The sequence below is a fragment of the Metallibacterium scheffleri genome (assembly GCF_002077135.1).
Lineage (GTDB): Bacteria > Pseudomonadota > Gammaproteobacteria > Xanthomonadales > Rhodanobacteraceae > Metallibacterium > Metallibacterium scheffleri.
The window spans coordinates 39,651-60,495 of sequence record NZ_LDOS01000002.1 but is presented as its reverse complement, the minus strand read 5'-3'; the positions used below and the strand labels follow the sequence as shown (position 1 = coordinate 60,495).

Annotated in this window: 16 protein-coding genes; 3 read left to right on the top strand and 13 right to left on the bottom strand. The window is 62.6% G+C overall.

The features are described from left to right. Positions 1-73 precede the first annotated feature (73 nt). The gene (locus Mschef_RS05505; protein ID WP_081126886.1) at positions 74-1,426 is read left to right on the top strand and encodes a DDE-type integrase/transposase/recombinase; all 1,353 of its coding nucleotides are present in this window, start codon (positions 74-76) and stop codon (positions 1,424-1,426) included. A 1-nt stretch (position 1,427) separates the two neighbouring features. Next, entirely contained in the window at positions 1,428-2,222 is a 795-nt protein-coding gene (locus Mschef_RS05500) for an ExeA family protein (RefSeq protein WP_081126885.1), read from the top strand. A gap of 2 nt (positions 2,223-2,224) precedes the next feature. Here the strand turns inward: Mschef_RS05500 and ltrA are convergent, their stop codons facing one another. The 5 genes from ltrA to Mschef_RS05475 all read right to left on the bottom strand — a co-directional run bounded on the left by ltrA (position 2,225) and on the right by Mschef_RS05475 (position 7,549). Further along, positions 2,225-3,694: a group II intron reverse transcriptase/maturase gene (gene ltrA, locus Mschef_RS05495; protein WP_081129840.1), complete on the bottom strand. Its 1,470-nt coding sequence runs from the start codon at positions 3,692-3,694 to the stop codon at positions 2,225-2,227. A gap of 755 nt (positions 3,695-4,449) precedes the next feature. Continuing rightward, positions 4,450-4,731 (bottom strand): helix-turn-helix domain-containing protein, encoded by a 282-nt coding sequence (locus Mschef_RS05490; protein WP_081126884.1) that lies wholly within the window; start codon positions 4,729-4,731, stop codon positions 4,450-4,452. Between the two features lie 98 nt (positions 4,732-4,829). Next, the gene (locus tag Mschef_RS05485; RefSeq protein ID WP_081126883.1) at positions 4,830-6,521 is read right to left on the bottom strand and encodes an IS1634 family transposase; all 1,692 of its coding nucleotides are present in this window, start codon (positions 6,519-6,521) and stop codon (positions 4,830-4,832) included. A gap of 459 nt (positions 6,522-6,980) precedes the next feature. After that, positions 6,981-7,271, bottom strand: a complete 291-nt coding sequence (locus Mschef_RS05480) for a type II toxin-antitoxin system RelE/ParE family toxin (RefSeq protein WP_081126882.1) — start codon at positions 7,269-7,271, stop codon at positions 6,981-6,983. Beyond that, positions 7,259-7,549 (bottom strand): CopG family ribbon-helix-helix protein, encoded by a 291-nt coding sequence (locus tag Mschef_RS05475; protein ID WP_081126881.1) that lies wholly within the window; start codon positions 7,547-7,549, stop codon positions 7,259-7,261. Before Mschef_RS05475 ends, Mschef_RS05480 begins: the two co-directional genes overlap by 13 nt. A gap of 165 nt (positions 7,550-7,714) precedes the next feature. On the opposite strand from Mschef_RS05475, the gene Mschef_RS18255 reads away from it, so the two are divergent. Then, on the top strand, positions 7,715-7,993 hold the full coding sequence (locus Mschef_RS18255) for an ABC transporter ATP-binding protein (protein WP_197686740.1): 279 nt from the start codon (positions 7,715-7,717) through the stop codon (positions 7,991-7,993). Between the two features lie 85 nt (positions 7,994-8,078). Here Mschef_RS18255 and Mschef_RS05465 read toward each other — a convergent pair whose 3' ends face one another. The 8 genes from Mschef_RS05465 to Mschef_RS05435 all read right to left on the bottom strand — a co-directional run bounded on the left by Mschef_RS05465 (position 8,079) and on the right by Mschef_RS05435 (position 20,835). Beyond that, positions 8,079-10,190 carry a glycoside hydrolase family 99-like domain-containing protein gene (locus Mschef_RS05465; RefSeq protein ID WP_081126880.1) on the bottom strand — a complete coding sequence of 704 codons (2,112 nt, stop codon included), beginning with the start codon at positions 10,188-10,190 and terminating at the stop codon, positions 8,079-8,081. Between the two features lie 48 nt (positions 10,191-10,238). After that, on the bottom strand, positions 10,239-11,174 hold the full coding sequence (locus Mschef_RS05460) for a glycosyltransferase family 2 protein (protein ID WP_197686739.1): 936 nt from the start codon (positions 11,172-11,174) through the stop codon (positions 10,239-10,241). Between the two features lie 8 nt (positions 11,175-11,182). Further along, positions 11,183-13,366 (bottom strand): ArnT family glycosyltransferase, encoded by a 2,184-nt coding sequence (locus Mschef_RS17140; protein WP_168708955.1) that lies wholly within the window; start codon positions 13,364-13,366, stop codon positions 11,183-11,185. Positions 13,367-13,611: 245 nt separating this feature from the next. Then, positions 13,612-14,511 carry a class I SAM-dependent methyltransferase gene (locus tag Mschef_RS17135; protein WP_136256540.1) on the bottom strand — a complete coding sequence of 300 codons (900 nt, stop codon included), beginning with the start codon at positions 14,509-14,511 and terminating at the stop codon, positions 13,612-13,614. Positions 14,512-14,904: 393 nt separating this feature from the next. Next, entirely contained in the window at positions 14,905-16,245 is a 1,341-nt protein-coding gene (locus Mschef_RS05450; protein ID WP_081129839.1) for a sensor histidine kinase, read from the bottom strand. Further along, the gene (locus Mschef_RS05445) at positions 16,226-17,632 is read right to left on the bottom strand and encodes a sigma-54-dependent transcriptional regulator (protein ID WP_081126877.1); all 1,407 of its coding nucleotides are present in this window, start codon (positions 17,630-17,632) and stop codon (positions 16,226-16,228) included. Before Mschef_RS05445 ends, Mschef_RS05450 begins: the two co-directional genes overlap by 20 nt. 21 nt (positions 17,633-17,653) lie before the next feature. Beyond that, positions 17,654-20,074, bottom strand: coding sequence for an ABC transporter permease (locus tag Mschef_RS05440; RefSeq protein ID WP_081126876.1), 2,421 nt, complete (start codon positions 20,072-20,074; stop codon positions 17,654-17,656). Beyond that, positions 20,071-20,835, bottom strand: coding sequence for an ABC transporter ATP-binding protein (locus Mschef_RS05435; RefSeq protein WP_081129838.1), 765 nt, complete (start codon positions 20,833-20,835; stop codon positions 20,071-20,073). Before Mschef_RS05435 ends, Mschef_RS05440 begins: the two co-directional genes overlap by 4 nt. Positions 20,836-20,845 lie beyond the last annotated feature (10 nt).

Genomic DNA, 20,845 nt, shown 5'->3' with positions numbered 1-20,845 from the left:
ACACTTTGCCCCCTGCCGTAGAAGTCGCCGGCACGCTCTCATCGGCACCTTCACAACACACGAGGTGCACGCGATGAATCCGATCGATCCGAAGGCGCTGTTCCGGCTGTCGGTGCTGGGTCCCATGGTCAGTCGCGAGCAGTTGGCGCGCGGCGAACTGCAGCCATTGATCCGCGAGTTGGCGCAGCGCGAGTACGCCATTCCCGGCACGCAGCGTCGCCACATTGGCGAGAAGACCATCGAGGCTTGGTACTACGCCTGGCGGCGCGAAGGCATCGCGGGCCTGGTGCCCAAGGCCCGGCTCGACCGTGGCCAGTCGCGGATCTCTGCGCCGATCCAGGAGGCGGTGCTGGCGGCCAAGCGCGACAACCCGCGTCGCTCCGTGCGCCAGATCGTGCGCTTGCTCGAAGCTGCCGGCACCGTCGCGAGTGCGAGCCTGTCGCGCTCGGCGGTGCATCGGCTGCTGCAGCAAAGCGGGCTGTCCAGGCTGGCGGGCTCGGCCAGCCTGCCCGAAGAAAAGCGCAGCTTCGCCGCCGAGTTCGCCGGCTCGGTCTGGTATGGCGACGTGATGCACGGCCCACGCGTGAGCGTGAAGGGACAACGGCGCAAGACCTACCTGGTGTCCTTGATTGACGACGCCTCGCGCCTGGTCGCCCACAGCGCGTTCTGCCTGGGCGAGACAGCGCTCGATGTCGAGGGCGTGCTCAAGCAGGCGCTGTTGCGACGGGGCGTGCCCATCAAACTCGTCGTTGACAACGGCGCCGCCTACCGCGCCAACACACTGCAGGGGATCTGTGCCCGGCTGGGCATCCACCTGATCTTCTGCCGGCCCTACGCCCCCGAGGGCAAGGGCAAGCTGGAGCGTTGGCACCGGACGCTGCGCGACCAGTTCCTCAGCGAACTCGACGAGCGGCACATCGCGGATCTGGACGACCTCAACGCGCGGCTGTGGGCCTGGCTCGAGCAGATCTACCACCGCGCCGCGCACGCCGGCCTGGGCGGCCTGACGCCCTTGGCGCGCTACCAGCGCGACTTGCCCCGGATCCGCAGCCTGGGTGCCAAGGCCGCGGGGCTCGACGCGCTGTTCCACCACCGCATCCATCGCCTGGTCAGGAAGGATGGCACGGTGTCGTACCTGGGCGAGCGCTTCGAGGTGCCCTACGAGCTGTCGGGCAAGACGGTCCGGCTGGTCGTGGATCCGCACACCGAGCGCGTCGTGGGGGTCGAGGACGAGGCCGGCCACTCACTCGGCGTGGCCACGGCGCTGGACGCGATGGCCAACATCCGGCGCGTGCGGCGCAAGCCCGAGCCGGCCGCGGCCCCGGGCGAGCGCACCGGACCCAACCTGGTGGAGATGGCGCACGCGCAGTATCACGGCGTGAAGGTCAACGGCGTGAACGACCACGGCGCGAAGAAGGGGAACTGAGATGTACCTCCAACACTTCGGCCTGCGTCACGCCCCGCTGGGCAAGGAGCTCACCGAGCCCTGGGACGACGGCGCCCTCGCGCAATTGACCCAGCGCTTCAACTGGCTGCTGCAATCGCCCGGACTCGGCCTGCTCACCGGCGAGCCCGGCGTGGGCAAGACCGCCGCGCTGCGCAGCATCACCAGCGCCCTGAACCCGCATCGCTACCTCGTGCTCTATCAAGCCGAGACCGACTTCGGCCGCACCGACATCTACCGCGGCCTGGCGCGCGCACTGGGCCTGGAGCCGAGCTACCGCCGCGCCCAGTTGTGGCGCGACATCAAGCAGCGCGTTCACGAACTCGTCGACACCCGTCAGGTCACGCCCTTGTGGGTCATCGACGAGGCGCAGAACCTGCCGAACGAGTTCTTCCGCGACTTCCCCGCCTTCCTGAACTTCGCGTTCGACTCGCGCGACCTCATCAGCGTGTGGCTGGTGGGCCATCCGGCATTGGCCCAGACCCTGGACCGCGCCCCGTACGCGGCGCTGGCCAGCCGCATCCAGGTGCGCGTCGCGCTCAAACCCGTCGTCGAGCGCGAACGCTTCCAGCTTCTGATCGCGCACGCCCTGAAGAGTGCCGGCTGCCAGCACACCTTGCTCGCCGACTCCGGCCTGGAGCTCTTGCGGCAGGCCTCCAAGGGCCTGCCTCGGCAGGCCGGCCGCATCCTGTGCACGGCCATGCGTCTGGCCGTACCCAAAGGCCTGAACCATCTGCCCGACGAAATCGTGCAGCAAGCCATCGCGGAGCTGCAATGAACTCAAATCCCAACGCGGTCGACCCTGACACCCTCACGGCCGGCGACTTCCCGATGCCTCGACTCAGCGACGATGCCGTCGTGCAGATCCACGACTTCATCCATCACGTCCTGGACCTCTTCGAGGCCCACTACGGCGATCAGATCCATCGCTTCTACGAAGACCTGTACAGCGACTGCTTGATCGAGCCCGACAACACCGAAACCGCAGCCGATCCACCCTTCTGAAGCCAGTCCCTTCACCGACCGTACACGCCGCCAGCGCACACCACTGGCAGCGTTGTTCCTGGCGTCCTCGATACCCGTTGCGCACCCTGGCGTCCCGCATTGCCTTGGGTCCGGGTACCGCTCAAATGACCGAGGGACACCCCACCTTGTTCGCCTTCGGATAGGTCGGGTCAGTGGCCCGAAATTAACGCGGGTCGTAACAAAAGTGATCCGGTGGGCATGCTTGAAGTACTGGTACCAGCCCCGCAGCATCGGGTTGATCTGGCTGATGATGCTCGCCAGCGAACGCCCCTTGGTACGCGGCGTGTGCTGTCGAATTTTGTCCAGCATCGCGTTCCAGCTCTTCGTGCGTACCCGGCGTTGACCGGCCTCGAACCGATAGCCCAGAAACTCGAACCCGCGGCCTACCTGTCGGCAGTCGCCGACGTGAGTCTTGTCCGGGTGCAAGGTCAGCTCGTGGGCGTCCACCCACGTGCCAATCTCGGCCAGCGCACGTTGCGCCTCATCCGCGGTCTGACACAGCACCACGAAGTCATCGGCATAACGCACCATCCGATAGCCACCTGCGGCCATCGTCTCGTCGAGCCCATGCAGGTAGATATTGGACAACAGCGGACTGATCACCGCACCCTGCGGCGTACCGCCCGTGGGGATCCAGCGTTCCAGTCCCGCCATCACTTCCTGCTTGAGCCACGATTCCAGCAAGCGCAGTACGCGGCCATCCGCGATCTGCTCGCGCACCCGCGCCATCAGACCGGCGTGCGGAATGCTGTCAAAGTAGCCGGCAAGGTCGGCATCCACCACATGGCAATACCCCGCCCGCAGCAGTGCATCCACCTCCCGCAGCGCACGCTTGGCACCGCGGCCGGGCCGAAACCCGTAGCTGTGTGCGCAAAAGATCGACTCGAAGATCGGCTCAATCACCAGCCGTACCGCCGTTTGCACCACGCGATCCTTCACCGTCGGTATCCCCAGTGGACGGGTTTGGCCCCGCCCTTTGGGAATCTCGACCCGCCTGATCGCTTGGGGCCGGTACGTGTCACTGCGCAGCGCCCTCGCCAGCTCGTCGAGGTAGCGCTCGGCATGGGCCGCGAACGCGTCCACACTTTGACGATCCACCCCGGCCGCTCCGCAATTGCGCACCACCCGTCCCCACGCCGCTTGCAGCGTCGCCGGACGCATCACCTTGTCCATCAGGCTGAACCATTTTCCTCCCTTCACGCCGTTGTCCAGCGCTGCCAACATTCGGTCCGTCCATACCGAGGCTTCCACCCAACTCCAATCGCGAGTCTGGGTATCTTCATCGTGCTTAGCCGTTACCGGCACTTGCGATGAGTTTGCGTGCATCGTTCTCAACCTCCCGAATCCACCTTCCTGCCCCCCTTCCCTCCACGCGGTTTTGCTAGCCGCGCTTCGCGGATCTCAACTCAAGATCCTGCGGTACTACGAAGGCTCTGACTCCCTCACCCGTTCACATCGGGCGCGGGTCTCCCCGCTTACTGCATCGCACCTTCCCAATGTTCCGTCCCCAACCACACGGTGTGCCCGATCATCGCTTTGACAGCCACCTCAGCGTGATCGGTGAGTTCCAGGCTTCGCCATGAATGAGCAGGCTCGCCGCAACACCCCGCCGAAACGGGTTCGCTTTACTACGGACCATCAGTTCGTTTCCGGTTGCTCTCCACCCCGCCTCTCAGCGACGCAGTTACCTTCAACTACAGGGCCTGTGGCTTGCCCCGACGCGGACTTGCACCGCGCTGATACGATGCCCTCACGGGCGCACTCATCCCCGCGCAGGCGGGAATCCATTTCCAAACAGCGGATGGCTATCCGCACATCCAGCGCCTTCTGGCACTTGGAGACGGCGTCGGCACTGGATGACCAGTCGCTGTGGTGAAGCGATGACCCGCTTCGCTGTTGTGAAGCGCTTCCCGCCCCCGCCTTCGCGGGGGCAGGCTCTGCGCGGGGATGACAAGTCTCAAGCGAGGATGACGATATGCTCAGGCGGCTTCCAGCGCCAAGTGGACACGCCGGCCCAGCGCCGTGGCAATGTTCACCAGCGCATCGAGGGAGAAGCGCGACACGCGGCCGCGCAGCAGATCATTGATGCGCGGCTGGGTCACGCCACAGCGTTCAGCCGCCTCGGCCTGCTTCCAGCCAGCAGCCTCGATGATGGCTGCGATCTGCTGCATGAGTGCTGCGCGCGCGCGCAGATTGGCCGCTTGCTCCGGGGTATCGGCGATGGCGTCCCACACACTGCCATAGGTTTCGTGCTTCGTCATGGTGCACCTCTCAGGAACTCGACAAAGCGGGACTCCCGGGTTCGACAGTTAGGCACGCAAGTATTTGATTTGCTTGTCTGTAGATTTCAAAAATGCCACTACAGCAGGGTCATCTGCTCCGGCAGGCGGGGTTTGGAGAGTTTGAGGGTAGCCAATAAGGCGCTCTGCTCGGCGCTGGTTGTGGACAGGCCGGCTGAGGGTTGCGAGCCGTTCAAGGTGATGCGGTGATGCTGGATGCGGCGTAGTTGAGCGAGCGCTCGTTCGGGCGAGGTCGGGGCGGCGGCGGCGTGCAGGCGCTGGCGCATGATCCGGTACAGGATGAGCGCGATGAAGCAGATCGTCGCGTGTGCGCGGATGCGCTCTGGCAGCCGGTGGTAGACCGGGCCGATCTCGATTTCCGATTTCAACACGCGGAACCCGCGCTCGATGTCGGCCAGCGACTTGTACCGCGCCACCAGTTGCTCTGCGCTCAGATCCTGGGTGTTGGTGATCAGCAGTAATTTGCCGTCCATCAACTGGGCGTGCTTCAAGGCCTGCTCGTCGATACCGTAAGTGAAACGCTCACTCTTCAGGTCCACCCGGATGATCCGGGTCAGTTGCGCTTCGCACACGGCGCGGTAGAACTTGGCACGCACGCCGCCATCGGACAGCTTACGCCCGCGCTGGCGCTGGCCTTCATCCTGATCATCGAGCTTGCCGACCCACTGGGCCGCCTGTTGCTCCAGCGCATGGATGGTCTTGTCGCGCGCCGTCGTCTGGGTGGCGGCCGTGTCAGGGTTGTGCGCGATCACCAGCCGCAAACCATTCCAGTGGGTTTCTGCCAACGCCTCTTGCGTGGCGTGGGCAAAGTGCTTTGCATGCACGGGCGCCACCGCATCGGCCACCTCGCCATAACGGCGTCCTGGCACCGCCAGGATGAACTCCAGTGGAGCACCGCTCGGCAAGGTGATGGCCTGCAGTTCGGCCAGATTGTCCTGCGAGAGCAGGCCCCGATTGGCCACCACGATCATCCGCTTGACCGCAAAGCGCGCCACCAACTTCTCAATCGTGGGCTTGAGTGTGGTCACTTCGGCGGTGTTGCCGTCGAACACCTCGTGATGCAACGGCAGGCCTTCGGCGGTCTGCACCACGCCCAGCATGAACTGGCGTGCGATCAGGCCTTCCTTGCTCATGCCGAACTGGCGGACATCGGACTCCTGTTCCGACAGGCCCGCCGCGCGGATGGTGGTCATGTCGTAGAACACGACCGACAACTCCTGATCGACCAGCGGACGCAACAACTGCGCCACCGTCTTCTCGACCGCGGCCTGTTGATCGACCAGCGCATCCATGGCGCGCAGCAGTTGCTGATGACTGACTGACTCCAGCGACAAACCCGGCAGGCTCACCGTCTCCAGCCAGCGCAGCACGCCCAGCTTGGACTCCGGATCACACAGGCGGTTGAACACCATGATGCGCAGCAGCGCCTCAATATCGATCGCATGGCGGGTGCGGCCAAACGCCTGGCGCAGTCGGTCAAACCCCAGTTCGTGCCAGAGCTCGGTCAGCGCCCACACATCACCGAAGGCGCGGGCCGTTTCGAAGGTGATGGAGGGCGGCTCCACGGCGGGCAGAGTTCTGCCGGTGGCGCGCGCCAACCCGGTGATGACTTGATCGAGTTGATCGCCCACCTGGTCAAGCCGACCCAAGGTCGCCACGGTGCGCTGCCTGGGCTTACCAAGGTCATCCCGATAAGCCTCGACCAGCTGCAGGTAGCGCCGGGATCCGGAGGAAGTGATCTTGACGAACATGCCGCTACTATAAAACAGCCAACATGCTTGTCAAATATACGTTCAAGCATACGTAAAAAGGCATAACGTGCCACTACACGAGTTTCGGAAATTCAGGCCGGGAACCCGCATGAATGCTGGGGCATGAGGCGAAAATGGGCGATTTTTTGGCGTGAACTGTCGAACCCGGGGGGGCACGACCGCTTGCGCTTGCCGCAATTGCTCCACCGTCTTGGCCGCGGCAATGGCCGCGCGCGCTTGCTTCGCCGCTTCCACCCCTCTCGCGATTCTTGCCATCACGCTCACCTTGGTCGGCTGCGATGGCAATATTATTAACCTATTGATGTGGAAATGGAATTACTCACCAGCGCGCGCCGCGAATGGATAGTCGCGCACGACCACCGGCGTCGCTTCATCCAGGGCCGTGCTGGTGGTGACGCGCATCCCGGCGGCCTGCACGCATATCCTGCGCCACCCACGTCAGTAGCCAGCCTCTTTCTGATGGCGCACGGCCAGGATCACCGCGGTCGCGCCATCGTAGCGATACAACACCACGTAGCCGCTATCGCCAAACCCGATTACAAGCTCGCGATACTCGACCTCCATGTCCTCCGCCGGGCGGCCACTGGCCGGCAGCGCAGCGAGTATCCTCACCCCGCGACGGATGGCGGCAATCGAGCGCCGTGCCGCATCGGGATTCTTGGACACGAGAAAACGATGCAGCCGCTGGACATCGCCGAGCGCTGATCGCGACCAGATCAACCGTGACATGCAGGCGGCTCGGCCGCCTCATCGGATTCCAGCTTGGCCAGCCAGGCATCCGTCTCCTCGGCTGTCGCATGCATGCCCGTGGCCCGATACTCGTTCCACGCCCTGATGGCATCCTGCCTGAACGCCTCGCGCTTCTCTTCGCGATCAAGGTACTGGCTGATGGCCTCGCGCATGAGCCAATGCGCGGCGCGATGGCGCGCCGCAGCCAGGCGCTTCACGCGCTCTTTGGTGTCGAGATCGATCTTGATCGCAACCGGATTTGATGTCGGTTTGCTCATGTGTCGCCCGGGCTCGGGTATCAATGTGCAATACCTTGGCATACCCAGGCGAGAACAACAAGCTGCTGCGACCTCAGACAGTGCCCTGCGAAGCCTGCTCCATTACATCGCCCGGCGCCGGGCCGCGGCGTCCGCGCGAGCCGTCCCACAAGCCGCGCAGCATGCATGGAGCCGCGCAGCCATCACGCGGCACGGCTCCACCGCCGCGACGCGCTCCGCCGATGCCAGCGCACGCAGGGCAAGACCGTGCCGCTGCTGGACATCGCCCTGGGCATGGACGACCAATCCACCGGCCGACAGAACATCCGTCTGCGCGGCCTGCTGCTGGGCATGAGCGACAAGGAAATCCGCGCCAAGAGCGAGGAAATCGCCGAGTTCACCGAGCTGGGCGATTACCTCGACCTGCCGCTGCGCACCCGACGTCCCCCGCCTACGCGGGCATGACAGCCGGTGATGGCGCGCCGACTGCTGTGGACAAGCGCAACAAAAGCCGATTGCGGAATGCCGAGCATGCATGGTTTGCAAGGCTTTACTCACCAGCGCGCGCCGCGAATGGATAGTCGCGCACGACCACCGGTGCCGTTTCGTCCAGGGTCGTGCTGGTGGTGACGCGCATCCCGGCGGCCTGCACGCACAGCCCGAGCACGCGCTCGATCGCGTGCGCCATGGTTCCATCCTGTTGCCCCGTTTCAGGCTCGAACTCGAACAGTTCCAGCGACGTGTCGAGCAGCGGGCGCAGCGCCTCGAGACGCGCGTAGAACATGGAGCCTGCCGGGAAGGCGGCCGTGTCCGGATCGATCTCGCCGATACCCATGCGCCGGCACAGCGATTGCACATTGCCGGCATTGGCACCCCAGTACGCGCGCAGACTCAACAAGTGTCCGTCGGGCACCACCATGCCCAGCGCAGGTTGGGCCTGAAAAGCTTGCAGGATGCACTCGGACTCGTCCAGCGCAACCAGCTTGTTGAGCAGATCGCGGCGCCAAGTCTCACCATCGCCACGATGCAGCGAGCGTTTGGTGTGCAGCTTCAGAACCAGGTTTTCGCCCTCATCGAGCAAGCGCGACGCCAATTGCAGGAACGGCAGCACATCGCGTCCGCGGTTCTCGAAAACCTGGATCTCCGCCGTCATGCCCAGCGCGGCAATTCTCTGGCGCACGGCCTTTTCGCTGGCCGCGACCGTACTCAACAGCAGTCGGTACGGCACGCCCCAGGTACGCAGCGGCAGCAGGATCTCGTCCAGCAGTTCGGGATAGAACGCATGCAGCACCACGCACACGTGCCGTAACGGTTTCCGTGGTGCCGCAACCCGCGGGCTCGCCGCCACGATCCGCTGCGCCGCGCGCGTGGCCTCGAGCCAGGCGTAACCGAGACGCGCATCCGGTTCGAGATAGGCGCCCTCCGACCATTCATTCCAGGCATTGATGAACAGCAGCGCCGACTCGCGATTCGCGCAACGGCGCAACGTGTCGCGCATCGCCGCCACCAGCCAGTCGCGGTAACGACGTGGCGCAGCGTGCAGAAACACGCGGCCGCGACCCGCGCGTCGCGCCTCGTTGTCCCAGCCCGGGCACACGCCGCGGTGCAGCGTGCCGGCGTCATCCGGCAGCATCGGCGGTGCCGCGGCCAGGCTGCGCCAGTCGTACACGCGGCCGGCAAAGCCCGGGGCGAGCCGCCTGACCTGTGCGGTGATGTCGCGCGCCACGACATTGTTGGGCGGAAACTCGATCGCGGCATCGAAGCCGATATCGCGCGGCACGAAGCTGTCGAACGCCAGCGTGAACGCAAGATGGATCTCGCCAATGCCCAGCTCGCGACAACGCGCACGCCAGCGCGCCGCCGTGGCCTTCGGATCGGGCAGCAAGCTTGGGCGGTAGATCACCAGCACGGGCTTGCCATCCACCTTGATGGCGCGCGCATCGCGCAAGTAGCGCGCCACGTAGTCGATGAACGCCCTATCGTCCTCGGCGCCGTGCTGCTGCGCGATCAACACATCGTCGTCGCGCCCATCCCAGCGCCGCGACCAGGGTTCGTTGGCCCAGCACAGGCAGAACGGCAGATCGTTATCGGCATCGGCCAGAAAATCCAGCAGCGGCTGCTCCAGCAACCGACGCCCACCGAACCAGTAAAAATAAAAGCAGAAGCCATGCACGCCATAGATGCGCGCCAAGCGCGCCTGCGCACGCAGCACATCAGGCTGGCGCAAGTCATAAAAGCCCAGCGCACCTGGCAATTTCGGCTGTGTCTGCCCCTCGACCTTGGGCGAGGCGCGCGCCACCAGCGTCCACTCGGTGAAGCCGGCACCCCACCATGCATCGTTTTCGGCAGTCGGATGAAACTGCGGCAGGTAGAACGCGACGAGCCGCACCGGCATTGGCGCGGGCGGGCTTGCCTGCGATGGCGCGACATAGCCGATGCCGCGCCCACCCGCATGCGGACGCGACAGCACCCGTGTGACGGCATCGACGCTCGGCGCGATCGCCGGCGCATGCGCGGCTTGTTCCAGTTCGTGCGCGGCATCCTGCTGCGCGGCAAGCACCAGCCGACGCGCAAGCCCCGAGCGCGCAGCCAGCCAGCGCTTGATGCGCAGCCGCTGCGCCGCGAATGGCAAGGCCTGGTACAACTTGCGAAAGTTGCGCATGCGGCTCAGATCAGAACGGGTGCGAAAGCATGCCGGCAAGTGCTGCTGCTATTCAACCGCACGGATCGGATGCTGCAGGTACACGAGCATGCGCAACTCGCGGCGGCCGCGCGTCACCGTGTCGAGAATGATGCCCGTAGTCAGCGCAAGAGCGGCCAACACCATGATGCCCAGCGCCAGGAACGCCGTGGGAAAGCGCGGAACCAGGCCGGTTTGCATGTAATGCACGATCACCGGCAGGCCCAGTCCCACCGAAATCAACGCAAGCGACACCGCCAGCGCACCGAAGAAGAACATCGGACGCTCGTGCCGGATCATCTTGAGGATCAGCATCAAAATCCGCCAGCCATCGCGGTAGGTACTCAGCTTGCTTGACGAACCGGGCGGTCGCCCCTTGTAGTCGCCTTCGACATGCGCCACCGGCATGGCCAGTTCCAGCGCGTGGATGGCCAGCTCGGTCTCGATATCGAACCCCCCGCTCAAAGCCGGGAAGGATTTGGCGAAGCGCCGCGAGAACACCTTGTAACCCGACAGCATGTCGTGCACGCGATCACCGAAGATCATGCGCACCGAGCCGGTCAGAAGCTGGTTGCCCAAACGGTGCCCCGCGCGGTAGGCGGCTTGTTCGGTCTCGCGGCGGATACAGTTCACCAAGTCGCAGGGTTCAGACATGGCCAAGCGCAGCATTTCGGGCGCCATGGCTGCGTCGTAGGTGTCGTCGCCATCGACCATCACGTACCAATCCGCGTCGATGTCACGAAACATGCGGCGCACGACGTGGCCCTTGCCCTGCTGTGTTTCGCTGCGCACGATCGCGCCCACAGCGCGCGCAAACTCGACCGTGCGATCCGTGGAGTTGTTGTCGTAGACGTAGATTGCAGCGTCAGGCAACGACTTCTTGAAGGCCTCGATCACGGATCGAATGGCGATCTCCTCGTTGTAACAAGGAATCAGCAGCGCGATCTTGGGCTTGGGTTCACGCATCGTCATTCTCATTGGCAAGGTGTGTAGCGCATGCGCACGATGGCCAGTTCACGACCATCGTGCGTGCGCAAGGTGAACTCCTGCCCGGCCTGAACCCAGGCTCCGGTCACGGCGCTACCCTGTTGGCCACCGGCAGCAAACAAAGTCTGCGGTCCTGGTGGGGAGCGCACGTACAGCTCGGTCGAACCCTTCACAGGCTGCGCCACTTGCCATATGAATTTGGCGGTACCGACACCTGTTTGGGCGGCACAGCGATTGTCGGCCCAATCGACGCGCATTCGTACGCTCGGTAGAGTGGAAATTTCTGCTGAGAGATGTTGAACAACGATGTTCGGAAATCTAGATAATGTGTCGCTGTTATTGATGTGCCATTTTTCGAGTTGAACTGACTGCAATATAAATCCGAGTAATCTGTTGTCAGCATCGATCTGATGAATGAATGGCGCATGTGCGTTGATACTAAACTTGACAAAGAAAGGCTCAATGACTGAATAAGCACTACATTCTATCGGTATTTGGTAAGTATTTACCCAAGACTTGACGACTGCGTGATAATTTATACAACCCGGGCTAACAATTTTGAAAACAGTTGGGACCCGATTCGACTTGATCACAGCAGGTGGCACTACAATTTTAACGTTCATGGATGACTCATCGGACCGGCCAAGTACAACCTCGCTTTGCGGCCTCGACCAAAAGTCATGATAGATACCCCGAGAGAAATTGAAATTGAACGTATGTTGACTCAGAGCAGAAGGAAGCGTCGAAACTTCGTCAAGCGGAATCTCTAAATGCGGATAATCTAAAAATTGATTAATTTTGTAAATTGATACAGCAGAACTTTGCATCAACACTGAGTGCACCGATGAATCAAGAACAAAGTTCAATTCATTAGCACCAAGCGCTTGAGCATACCCATCGGTAACGAAATATGCGTGGTGCAAATCTTGCAACTTTTTTATAGTCCAGTGCTGGTAATTGTAGAAAGAACGATTTGAAAACAGCGAAAGCTGCGGAGATTGCCACCAACCCACACCGAAAATATGAGAATTCGCTGGCAATGAATTCAGTAGACGCGCACCCCGCAGAACTGCATGTGTCTGCGATTGAATTCTAGGCAAACCCCCTATGTAGTTATTGTAAAAATCTGATAGCGATACAAGCGCAGTAACTAGCACGATTGCAACAAATGTACGCATAATTAGTTTATGTGTACGCCAAAATTTGAATAGCAGTACCACTGCGGTACAGTAAAAAATGTATAACATCAATAACCCATCTTCAATTCTTCGCAGCCATGCACCATTACTAGACAATAAAAAGATCCACCAAAAAAATAAAAGCGCACATGTTAGCGCAATTACGTCAAATGCGAATCGGTCGCCAATATTCTCGAGTCTTTTTCTAAAAATCAAATAGCCTACGACTGCCACGATTATCAGCAACAAAAAATTTAAGGCGTTAATTGATACGAAACCGCCGAGCAATGTCAAATGCAAAATCGCACGGTCTACGATTTGTTTAGCGCCAGCATGATCAACTGTACTAGCACCCGATTGGTGCAGGATCTGGAAAATCTGCAGAGACCACCATTGCCTGTAGCCGGACAGGCCCATTTGCACGAATCGAAAACACTCCCATATCAACGGTACTGCGAGCGCACCAATTGCCGCGGCAAATATAATTTTCAATCTAATCTTTTTTTTATACAAATAAAAAAGCGCCAAAGAAATTGCGGGAGTGATAAAAAACAGCGCCATCACTTTTGTAATAAAAGCGAGGCCAAGGAGCAGACCAGATACAAATGCCATATCTGATCTGGAATTAGTTAATGATTTCCGGAATGCTATCAAAGCCCAGAGAAAAAGTGCCAAAACTGGAATTTCACCATAGCCTCCCGCTGAAAACTCAGAAAATCCAGGGACCAAAATAACAGAGGCTGCAACAAGCCCCCCAGACCAAAACACAGCACCAAACTGTTTTACAGTAACTATAATTCCTGACAAGAGAATGATGTTGAATATCAAATTTGGCAATTGCGCGGTAAAAATTCCAACACCAAAAAATTTGAACAAAATTGAAGCCAAGACTACAATTAATCCGTCTGTCTGAGAAGGGAAGTAGAAAAATTCGTTATAAAAATACCCATACCTCCCAGTCTCCGAGAATATTCTTGCGTTATTGAGCATCATTGCCCCATCAAAACTAGGCAACTTAACTAATGCTGTAACAACAAGGTAAGACAATAAACACAAAAGTGCTATAATCGCTATGAGTGTCGCGATTATGTCTAACTTATTGTCAAACCATGTACTAAGTTTCATGTCTCTATCTCGCAAATTGCATCAAGCAAGGTTTTGCCAACTGATCATCATTATTTTTGCTCAATGCTAATAATTAGCAGGCAACTGACATGCTCGTTAATCGTCGAAAAAAACTATAATAGAGACTTGGCCTTGGCAGAACAGTCAAGAAACATGGCATGCTCCGTATAGCAACGCGCGGACTCCAGTCCAACTGTAGCGAGAAAATCTCCGAATGCGCTTGACTTCAGCAATGAGATATTGGTTTTGACTGGATTCCATATCCGCGATTGCAAATCTTCGGCATTGCGCACTGGCGAGGTCGACTTGTACTCGATCAAAACACACCACGCGCGTCCGAACATCGGAATCACCGTGAAGCCATAAGGCGCAAAGATGTGCCGCAGTGCCTGCACTGAATATGAAACGACGTGACCTCTGACCAGAGGGTCAAGATACTGAGGGTCTTCATTCTTGACGTATTCTGGCTGCCCCGAGCCAATGTAATAAATCGCACCAGACTCACTACGCTGCGACATTTGGGCGGCTAACTTGTCGAGAATGGCAGGGGTCAAATGTTCAATCACTTCAATACATGTACCAATGCTGAATTTTTGTTGCGCATCACCCAATGATCCGACGATGTAATTTTCATTCTTCGTGCGACAGGCAATGGTGGGTGGCGAGAGTTCCACCGCGTAAAACATATCGTGAAGTTCAGGCAACAATGTCGATAGCGAATCAAGCAAATATCCGGGACCGGAACCTATATCGATGAATCGAGTGATCGGAATACGTGCGTAATAGAAAAGCTCCGCCACACGCGCGATGGACGAGCCGAAGGATCGTTCCCGTGCAGCCATCAATTCTGCACGCCAATACTCATCGCCATAGTTCTTGACTTTTCCGCGCTCGACGTCATGAAGAAAATCGGCATCGGCGCTGAGTGAGCCGCAATCGCTGCACTCGAAATAGTCGACTCCAGCGCGCCGTGCGAAGAGACTTGACGGCTTTGCACATATTGGACACTTCATCCTCGCCCCCGACCCGATTCGTCCGAATTGACGTAGCGCTTTTTTACCACCAACCAGTTTGCAAAACCGGACATCCTGCTACGGCTTGCAAACAAATGTGCGCAGCAAAGTTGTGCCACCTTTGTCGCGACCAGCACTTGCGCGCTCGTCGCGGCGGCACATCCCTGTACCGGAGCGGTTTAGCAAACCGCTCCACCGCTGGTGCGGAATTGGATGCGGTCGATCGGCTGCGGATTCTGACTGACCTGACCTGCTGTGCTGGTTCTGACTGACCATCGAAACCAACTCCGCTGCTACTGGCCAAGCTGGACTGCTGCAGGTTTCACAGACACCGAGTTGAGGTGTGATGTCGCCTAGGAAGCCATCAAGGCCGAGCGCGGCATCGTGTGAACCTCAGTCCGAAAGCGGCAACAGCAATCGCGCGCGCGCGCCTTGCGCCGCCGGCCTGGCTTCGAGGGAGATGCTGCCGCCATGCGCCTCGGCGATCTGCCGCGCCAGCACTAGGCCGATGCCGGAGCCACCCGGCTTGGTGGTGAAGAACGGCACGAACAGGTTGTCGCTGGGCGGCGGCCCGGGGCCGTCGTCGTCGATCTCGATGGCCAGCATCGTCCCTTCGCCGCGCCAGCGCAGGCGCACCGCGCCGGCGTTCGCCTGCGCCGCCTCGGCGGCATTGCGCAGCAGGTTGATCAGCGCCTGCTGCAGCTGGTCGGCGTCGGCCTGCACGGTCAGCGACGGACCGTCCTCGAGCGTCACCGGCACGCGCGTCTCCAGTGCCGCGACGGCGCGGATCAGCCCAGCCACATCCAGCACGCGCCGCTGCGGCGGCGGCAGCCGGGTCAGCGCGCTGTAGCCGTCGAGAAAGCGCGCCAGCGCGGCGGCACGGCCTTCGATCAAGCCCAGACCGCCACGGAAATCCGCGCGCCAGTCCTGCGGCAGCGGCTCGCGCTGGAGCAGGCTGGCCAGTGTGCCGGCGATGGAGTGAATCGGCGTCAGCGAATTGTTGACCTCGTGGCCGAGTACGCGCAACAGGCGTTGCCAAGCTTGGCGTTCCTCGCTGCGCAGCACGCCGCCCAAGTCATTGACCACCAGCAGCCGGCCATTGCGGCCCTCCAGACGCAATGGTGCATGGCGGATCTCGAAACGCCCGCTGCGCGCAGCGAAGCGGTGCTGCACGATCTGGCACGAGGGCAGCGCCAGCAACGCAGCGAGGCTCAGCTCGGCCGCGCCGCGCCCGAACAGTTGCGCGGCCTCGGCCTGCAGCAACACCTGCCCGGCGCGATTGACCAGACGCAGGCGGTCCTGGTGATCGAAGGCGAACACCGCGTTGTCCAGCGCACCTAGCGTCTTGGCCAGCAGATGCGAGGCTTCCTCGAAACGCACGCGTTCGGACTGCAGGCGCTGCGCCAGCGCGTTGACGTCGTAGATCACCTGACCCAGCGCGCCACCGGGCACGCCGCGCAGCGTGTAATCGCCCTCGCGCAGCGCTTCCAGCAGGCTGGCCAGCGTGGACAGCGACCGCGTCACGCGGCGCAGGTGCCAGCGCAGCAGCGCCGCGCTGGCCAGCAGCGCCGCGCCCAGCAGCAGCCAGCGTGTCAGTGGCGGCAGCGGCAGCACGATCAGGATGATCGCGATCAGCAGCAGTGGGCACAGCGTCAGCAGCATGCCGCCCAGCACGTGCCACTGGAAGCGCGTCAGCCGCGACGCGCGCGCGGGTTCATTCGCTGGCGGTGACATCGCCGGCATCGCGCAAGCCGTGTTTTTCCATGCGCCGATACAGCGCCTGGCGGGTGATGCCCAGCGCATCCGCGGCGGCCTGCAGATTGTCCGCATGGCGTTCGAGCGCGCGCCGCACCAGCCAGGCCTCGGCCTGCTCCAGCGTCATCTGCTCGACGGCATCGGCGGCGGCGGCCGCCGTACCCAGCGACAGCGCGGCGGCATCCACCACGCCGGCCGGGCACAACAGCGCCGCGCGCTCCATGACATGGCGCAGTTCGCGCACGTTGCCCGGCCAGGCGTAGGCCAGCAGTACGCGCTCGGCATCCACGGCCAGGCGCATGTCCGTGCGCTGATGGCGCTGCGCGCTGGCGGCGAGAAAACTGCGCGCCATCGGCACGATGTCCTCGCGGCGCTCGCGCAGCGGTGGCAGGTGGATCTCCAGTGTGTTCAGGCGATACAGCAAATCCTTGCGAAAGCGCCCCGCGGCGATCGCGGCGGCCAGATCGGCATTGGTCGCCGCGATCAGGCGCACGTCCGCATGCTGCGTACGCGAGGAACCCAGGCGCTCGAACTCGCCGTCCTCCAGCACGCGCAGCAGCTTGGCCTGCTGCGCCGGCGGAATATTGCCCACCTCGTCGAGAAACAACGTGCCGCCGTCGGCCAGCTCGAAGCGGCCGATGCGCTCACTGCGCGCGTCGGTGTAGGCGCCGCGCACGTGGCCGAACATTTCCGACTCGAACACGCTTTCGGCGATGCCGCCCATGTTGACCTTGATGAACGCCTGCGCCGCGCGCGTCGAGCGCGCGTGCAACTGCTGCGCGATCACGCCCTTGCCGGTGCCGTTCTCGCCCAGCACCAACACGTTGGCGTCGCTGGGCGCGACGCGCGCCAGCATGTCCAGCAGCTTGCGCATCGCCGGCGATTCGGCGACGAAGCCCGGCATGGCATCGCCGCGCAGCAGCGCGTTCTCGGCCTCCAACCGGCGCTGACGGCGCGCGGCCTCGCCCAGCGCGATCTGCGCGCGCAGCACCGCCAGCAGGCGCGCGTTGTCCCAGGGTTTCTCGATGAAATCGCTGGCGCCGCGGCGCATCGCCTCGACCACCAGCGGCACGCTACTCCACGCCGTCATCACCACGATGGGCAACTCCGGCGCCTGCTCGCGCAGTCGCGCCAGCAGGGCCAGGCCTTCCGCGCCCGAGGTCGTGTCGCGGGTGTAGTTCAGATCGATCAGCGCGCAGGCCAGCTCGCGGCTGCGCGCGGCGTCCAGCGCCGCCTGCGCGCCCTCGGCAGCGATGCTGGCGATGCCCTCGGACTTGAGCAGCAGGCGCAGCGCCGCGCGCACGTCGGGCTGATCGTCGGCGATCAATACCGTGGTTTCGCGGGCGCGGGGCGGGCGTGGTGTCATGACCGCAGTGTAAGGGCGACGTCAGTCATCGCTCAGCGCCGCCACGGGCGGCGTGCGCGCCGCGCGCAGGGCGGGGGCGAGGCAGGCCAAGGTGCCGGCGACCAGCAGCAGCGTCAGCGCCAGCGCCGCCACGACAACGACCTGGGCATCGACATTGGCCACGGAGCCTGCCAGCAGGTGCTGCACGATGCGCGATGCGGCCCAGCCCAGTGCAAGGCCGACCACGACACCGATGGCCACCAGGCTCAGACCACCACGCAACACGGTGGCGACCAGCCGTAATGGATCGGCACCCAGCGCACCGCGCACGCCCCACTCGCGGCGCATGGCCTGCGTGGCCACGCTGACCACGGCGTACAGACCCAAGCTGGCCAGCAGCAGCGCAACCACCGCCAGCGCGCTCATGATCTCGGCCATCACGCGTTGTGGCGCAAAGTAGTTGCGCACACGCTCGGTCAATGGTCGTGCGTGCTGCACGGCCAACTGGGGCGCCACGGCATGAACGGCTTGGCGCATCGCATCGGCATACGTTACGGGCGATCCGGATACTGCCGCCTCGAAATGCAGCCGGTTGATCAGCTTGGGCAGCAGCTTGGGCGGCACCTGCGCCATCGGCACGTAAACCGCGCCAGGCGCTGGATAGCTGGGTCCGAAAGTCTTGATATTGCCGACGACGCCGATCACGGTTACCACATCGTCCGGTAGGCCGTAATCGTGCAAGTCGAATTGCACCTGTTGTCCCAGCGGATTGCCATGCATGTTCCTCTGGACGAAGGCCTCGTTGACGATGGCGACCGCGGCGGAGCCCGCGTGGCCGTTGGCGTCGAACCAGCGCCCACGCAGCAGTGGGGCACCCAGTGCACGAAGCGGGTCACCCTGCAAGAACTGGTAGTTGACGTACTCCGCGGTCGGCGAGCCACTCTGCAGGCGCAGTGGCACGTACTCGCCGACCGGAGAAACGTTCAGTGCGCCGACATAACGCGCACCCGGGATGGCGCGCATGCGTTCGATCACCTGCCGGGCCAGCGTGTTGAGGGCCTGCACGTTGGGATATAGCGATAACGGGGGTGCGATGGTTGTACTGATGACGTGGTCGACCCGAATGCCGAGATCGGCATGAGCCAGCCCCTGCTGGCTGCGCGCAAACAGCAGCGCCACCATCAGCAGCGTCATGCCCAGCGCTGCCTGCACCACCACGAGCACGCGACTGAGCCGGCTGGCGCCCACGGTTTGGCCGCTGCGTCCGCCGCCCACCAGCTCGCGCACGGCCTGGCTGCTGCGCGCGCGCCACAGCGCCAGCACACTGGCGGACAGCATCACCAGCAGCCCGGCTGCAGCGCCCAGTATGAAAGCGCTGGGCGTCAGTTGCACGCGTGGCACGAAGGCAAACCACTCGGGCCGCATCAGCGTGGCATTGGCCCAGACCAATGCCAGCTGCGCAATGCCCAGGGCCATCGCCACCCCCAGCACAGCGATCAGCAGACCTTCGCCCAACATCGGCAGAGCCACGCGCAGCAGCGAGGCGCCCAAGGCATTGCGGATGGCCTGGCTGTGGCCATGCCGCACCGCGCGCTGCAGCATCAGATTGGTCACGTTGACCGCCGCCAGCAGCAGCACCGCCAGCGTGCAGGCCATGATCACGCCGAAGATGCTGGCGTAGCCGCTCACCATTGCGGCGGGCAGCAGCCTGGCACTCAGTTGCGCGTGCCGGGACTCATCCTGGCCGTGCGCCTGCAACCAGTGCCGCAATCGCGCGTCAGCCTGCATGCCTGCTTGCTGTACGGTGGAACCGCTGCGCAGACGACCAAACACAGCTAGACTTTCATTCCTGCCAACAGCTCGATGGAGATTGGCCGGAACCAGCAGGTTGAAAGACTGCGCCCAGCGGAAGCTCTTGGGCAGCACGCCAATGATCGTGTAGGACCGCCCATCGAGCCGCAACGTGCTTCCCAGTACGTTGTCGCGTCCCGCGAAGCGTCTCTGCCAGAATCCGTAGGTGAGGATCACCGCGCGCGGCCCATCGCGCACAGTCTCCGCGTGACTGAAATTTCGCCCCAGCACCAGGCGCACCCCGAGCGTCGGCAGAAAATGCAGGCTGGCCGGCAGTGCGGTCACTAGGTCGGGCGGCAAACCTGGGGAGGACAGGTTTGCGTTCTTCTCCCCACCGATGTAGGCCACTGACATGAGTGCGGGCAAGTCACGCATGGCGCCATACCAGCGCGCGGGAAGTTCCTCGGCCTGTCCCGTCCCAATGACAAGCAATCTGTTCGGTTGTTGATAAGGAAGGGGCGCCAGCACCAGCATATTCACCAGCGCGAACATCGCCACCGACAGCCCCAGGCCCAGCGCCAGCGTCAGCCCCGCCAGCAGCACGAAGCCGGGCCGCCGCAAGCTGGCGCGCCACGCCTGCCAGAGTTCCTTGAGAATCACGCCGAAGTTCACGGCTGCGCGTCCGTGCCCAGATCCACCAAGGCTTCGAGGCGCGCTGTGTCCTCCTGGGTGAGGCGCTGGAAGCTGTCCTCATCGACGATGCGGCCATCGAACAGGCGCACGCTGCGCTGCGCCAGCGCGGCGTAGCGTGCATCGTGGGTGACCATGCAGATGGTCGAGCCCTTGCGGTGCAGCTCGGTGAGCAGTTGCATCACCGCGTCGCCGTTGCGCGAGTCGAGGTTGCCGGTGGGCTCATCCGCCAGCAGGATCGCGGGCTGGCCGACCAGCGCGCGCGCCACCGCCACGCGCTGCTGCTGGCCGCCGGAAAGCTGCGCAGGGTAGTGGCGCAGGCGATGCGCCATGCCGACTTGCTCCAGCGCTTCCTGCACGCGGCGGCGACGCTCGGCGCGCCCGATGCCGCTGCGGTAGGTCAGCGGCAGCTCGACGTTTTCCTCGACGGTCAGATCGCCGATCAGGTTGAACGCCTGGAAGATGAAACCAATCTCGGCGTTGCGCAGGCGCGCGCGCTGGCGCAGGCCCAGCGTGGCCACGGCGTGGCCGTTGAGTTCGTAGCTGCCGGCGCTGGGCGCATCGAGCAGGCCGAGGATGGACAGCAAGGTGGTCTTGCCGCAGCCCGACGGCCCGGTGATGCACACGAACTCGCCTTTGCGGATGTCCAGGTGCACGTCGCTGAGCGCGTGCGTTTCCACCTCGTCGGTCTGGAACACCTTGCGTACATCGGTCAGCGTGATCACGGATGCGGCGGTTGTCATGGCGGACTCC

What these genes read in the sequence shown, in the direction of transcription:
- Mschef_RS05505 (WP_081126886.1), top strand. Translation starts at nt 74, where the DNA reads ATGAATCCGATCGATCCGAAGGCGCTGTTCCGGCTGTCGGTGCTGGGT.
- Mschef_RS05500 (WP_081126885.1), top strand. Translation starts at nt 1,428, where the DNA reads ATGTACCTCCAACACTTCGGCCTGCGTCACGCCCCGCTGGGCAAGGAG.
- ltrA (WP_081129840.1), bottom strand. Translation starts at nt 3,694, where the DNA reads ATGTTGGCAGCGCTGGACAACGGCGTGAAGGGAGGAAAATGGTTCAGC.
- Mschef_RS05490 (WP_081126884.1), bottom strand. Translation starts at nt 4,731, where the DNA reads ATGACGAAGCACGAAACCTATGGCAGTGTGTGGGACGCCATCGCCGAT.
- Mschef_RS05485 (WP_081126883.1), bottom strand. Translation starts at nt 6,521, where the DNA reads ATGTTCGTCAAGATCACTTCCTCCGGATCCCGGCGCTACCTGCAGCTG.
- Mschef_RS05480 (WP_081126882.1), bottom strand. Translation starts at nt 7,271, where the DNA reads ATGTCACGGTTGATCTGGTCGCGATCAGCGCTCGGCGATGTCCAGCGG.
- Mschef_RS05475 (WP_081126881.1), bottom strand. Translation starts at nt 7,549, where the DNA reads ATGAGCAAACCGACATCAAATCCGGTTGCGATCAAGATCGATCTCGAC.
- Mschef_RS18255 (WP_197686740.1), top strand. Translation starts at nt 7,715, where the DNA reads ATGGAGCCGCGCAGCCATCACGCGGCACGGCTCCACCGCCGCGACGCG.
- Mschef_RS05465 (WP_081126880.1), bottom strand. Translation starts at nt 10,190, where the DNA reads ATGCGCAACTTTCGCAAGTTGTACCAGGCCTTGCCATTCGCGGCGCAG.
- Mschef_RS05460 (WP_197686739.1), bottom strand. Translation starts at nt 11,174, where the DNA reads ATGCGTGAACCCAAGCCCAAGATCGCGCTGCTGATTCCTTGTTACAAC.
- Mschef_RS17140 (WP_168708955.1), bottom strand. Translation starts at nt 13,366, where the DNA reads ATGATGCTCAATAACGCAAGAATATTCTCGGAGACTGGGAGGTATGGG.
- Mschef_RS17135 (WP_136256540.1), bottom strand. Translation starts at nt 14,511, where the DNA reads ATGAAGTGTCCAATATGTGCAAAGCCGTCAAGTCTCTTCGCACGGCGC.
- Mschef_RS05450 (WP_081129839.1), bottom strand. Translation starts at nt 16,245, where the DNA reads ATGTCACCGCCAGCGAATGAACCCGCGCGCGCGTCGCGGCTGACGCGC.
- Mschef_RS05445 (WP_081126877.1), bottom strand. Translation starts at nt 17,632, where the DNA reads ATGACACCACGCCCGCCCCGCGCCCGCGAAACCACGGTATTGATCGCC.
- Mschef_RS05435 (WP_081129838.1), bottom strand. Translation starts at nt 20,835, where the DNA reads ATGACAACCGCCGCATCCGTGATCACGCTGACCGATGTACGCAAGGTG.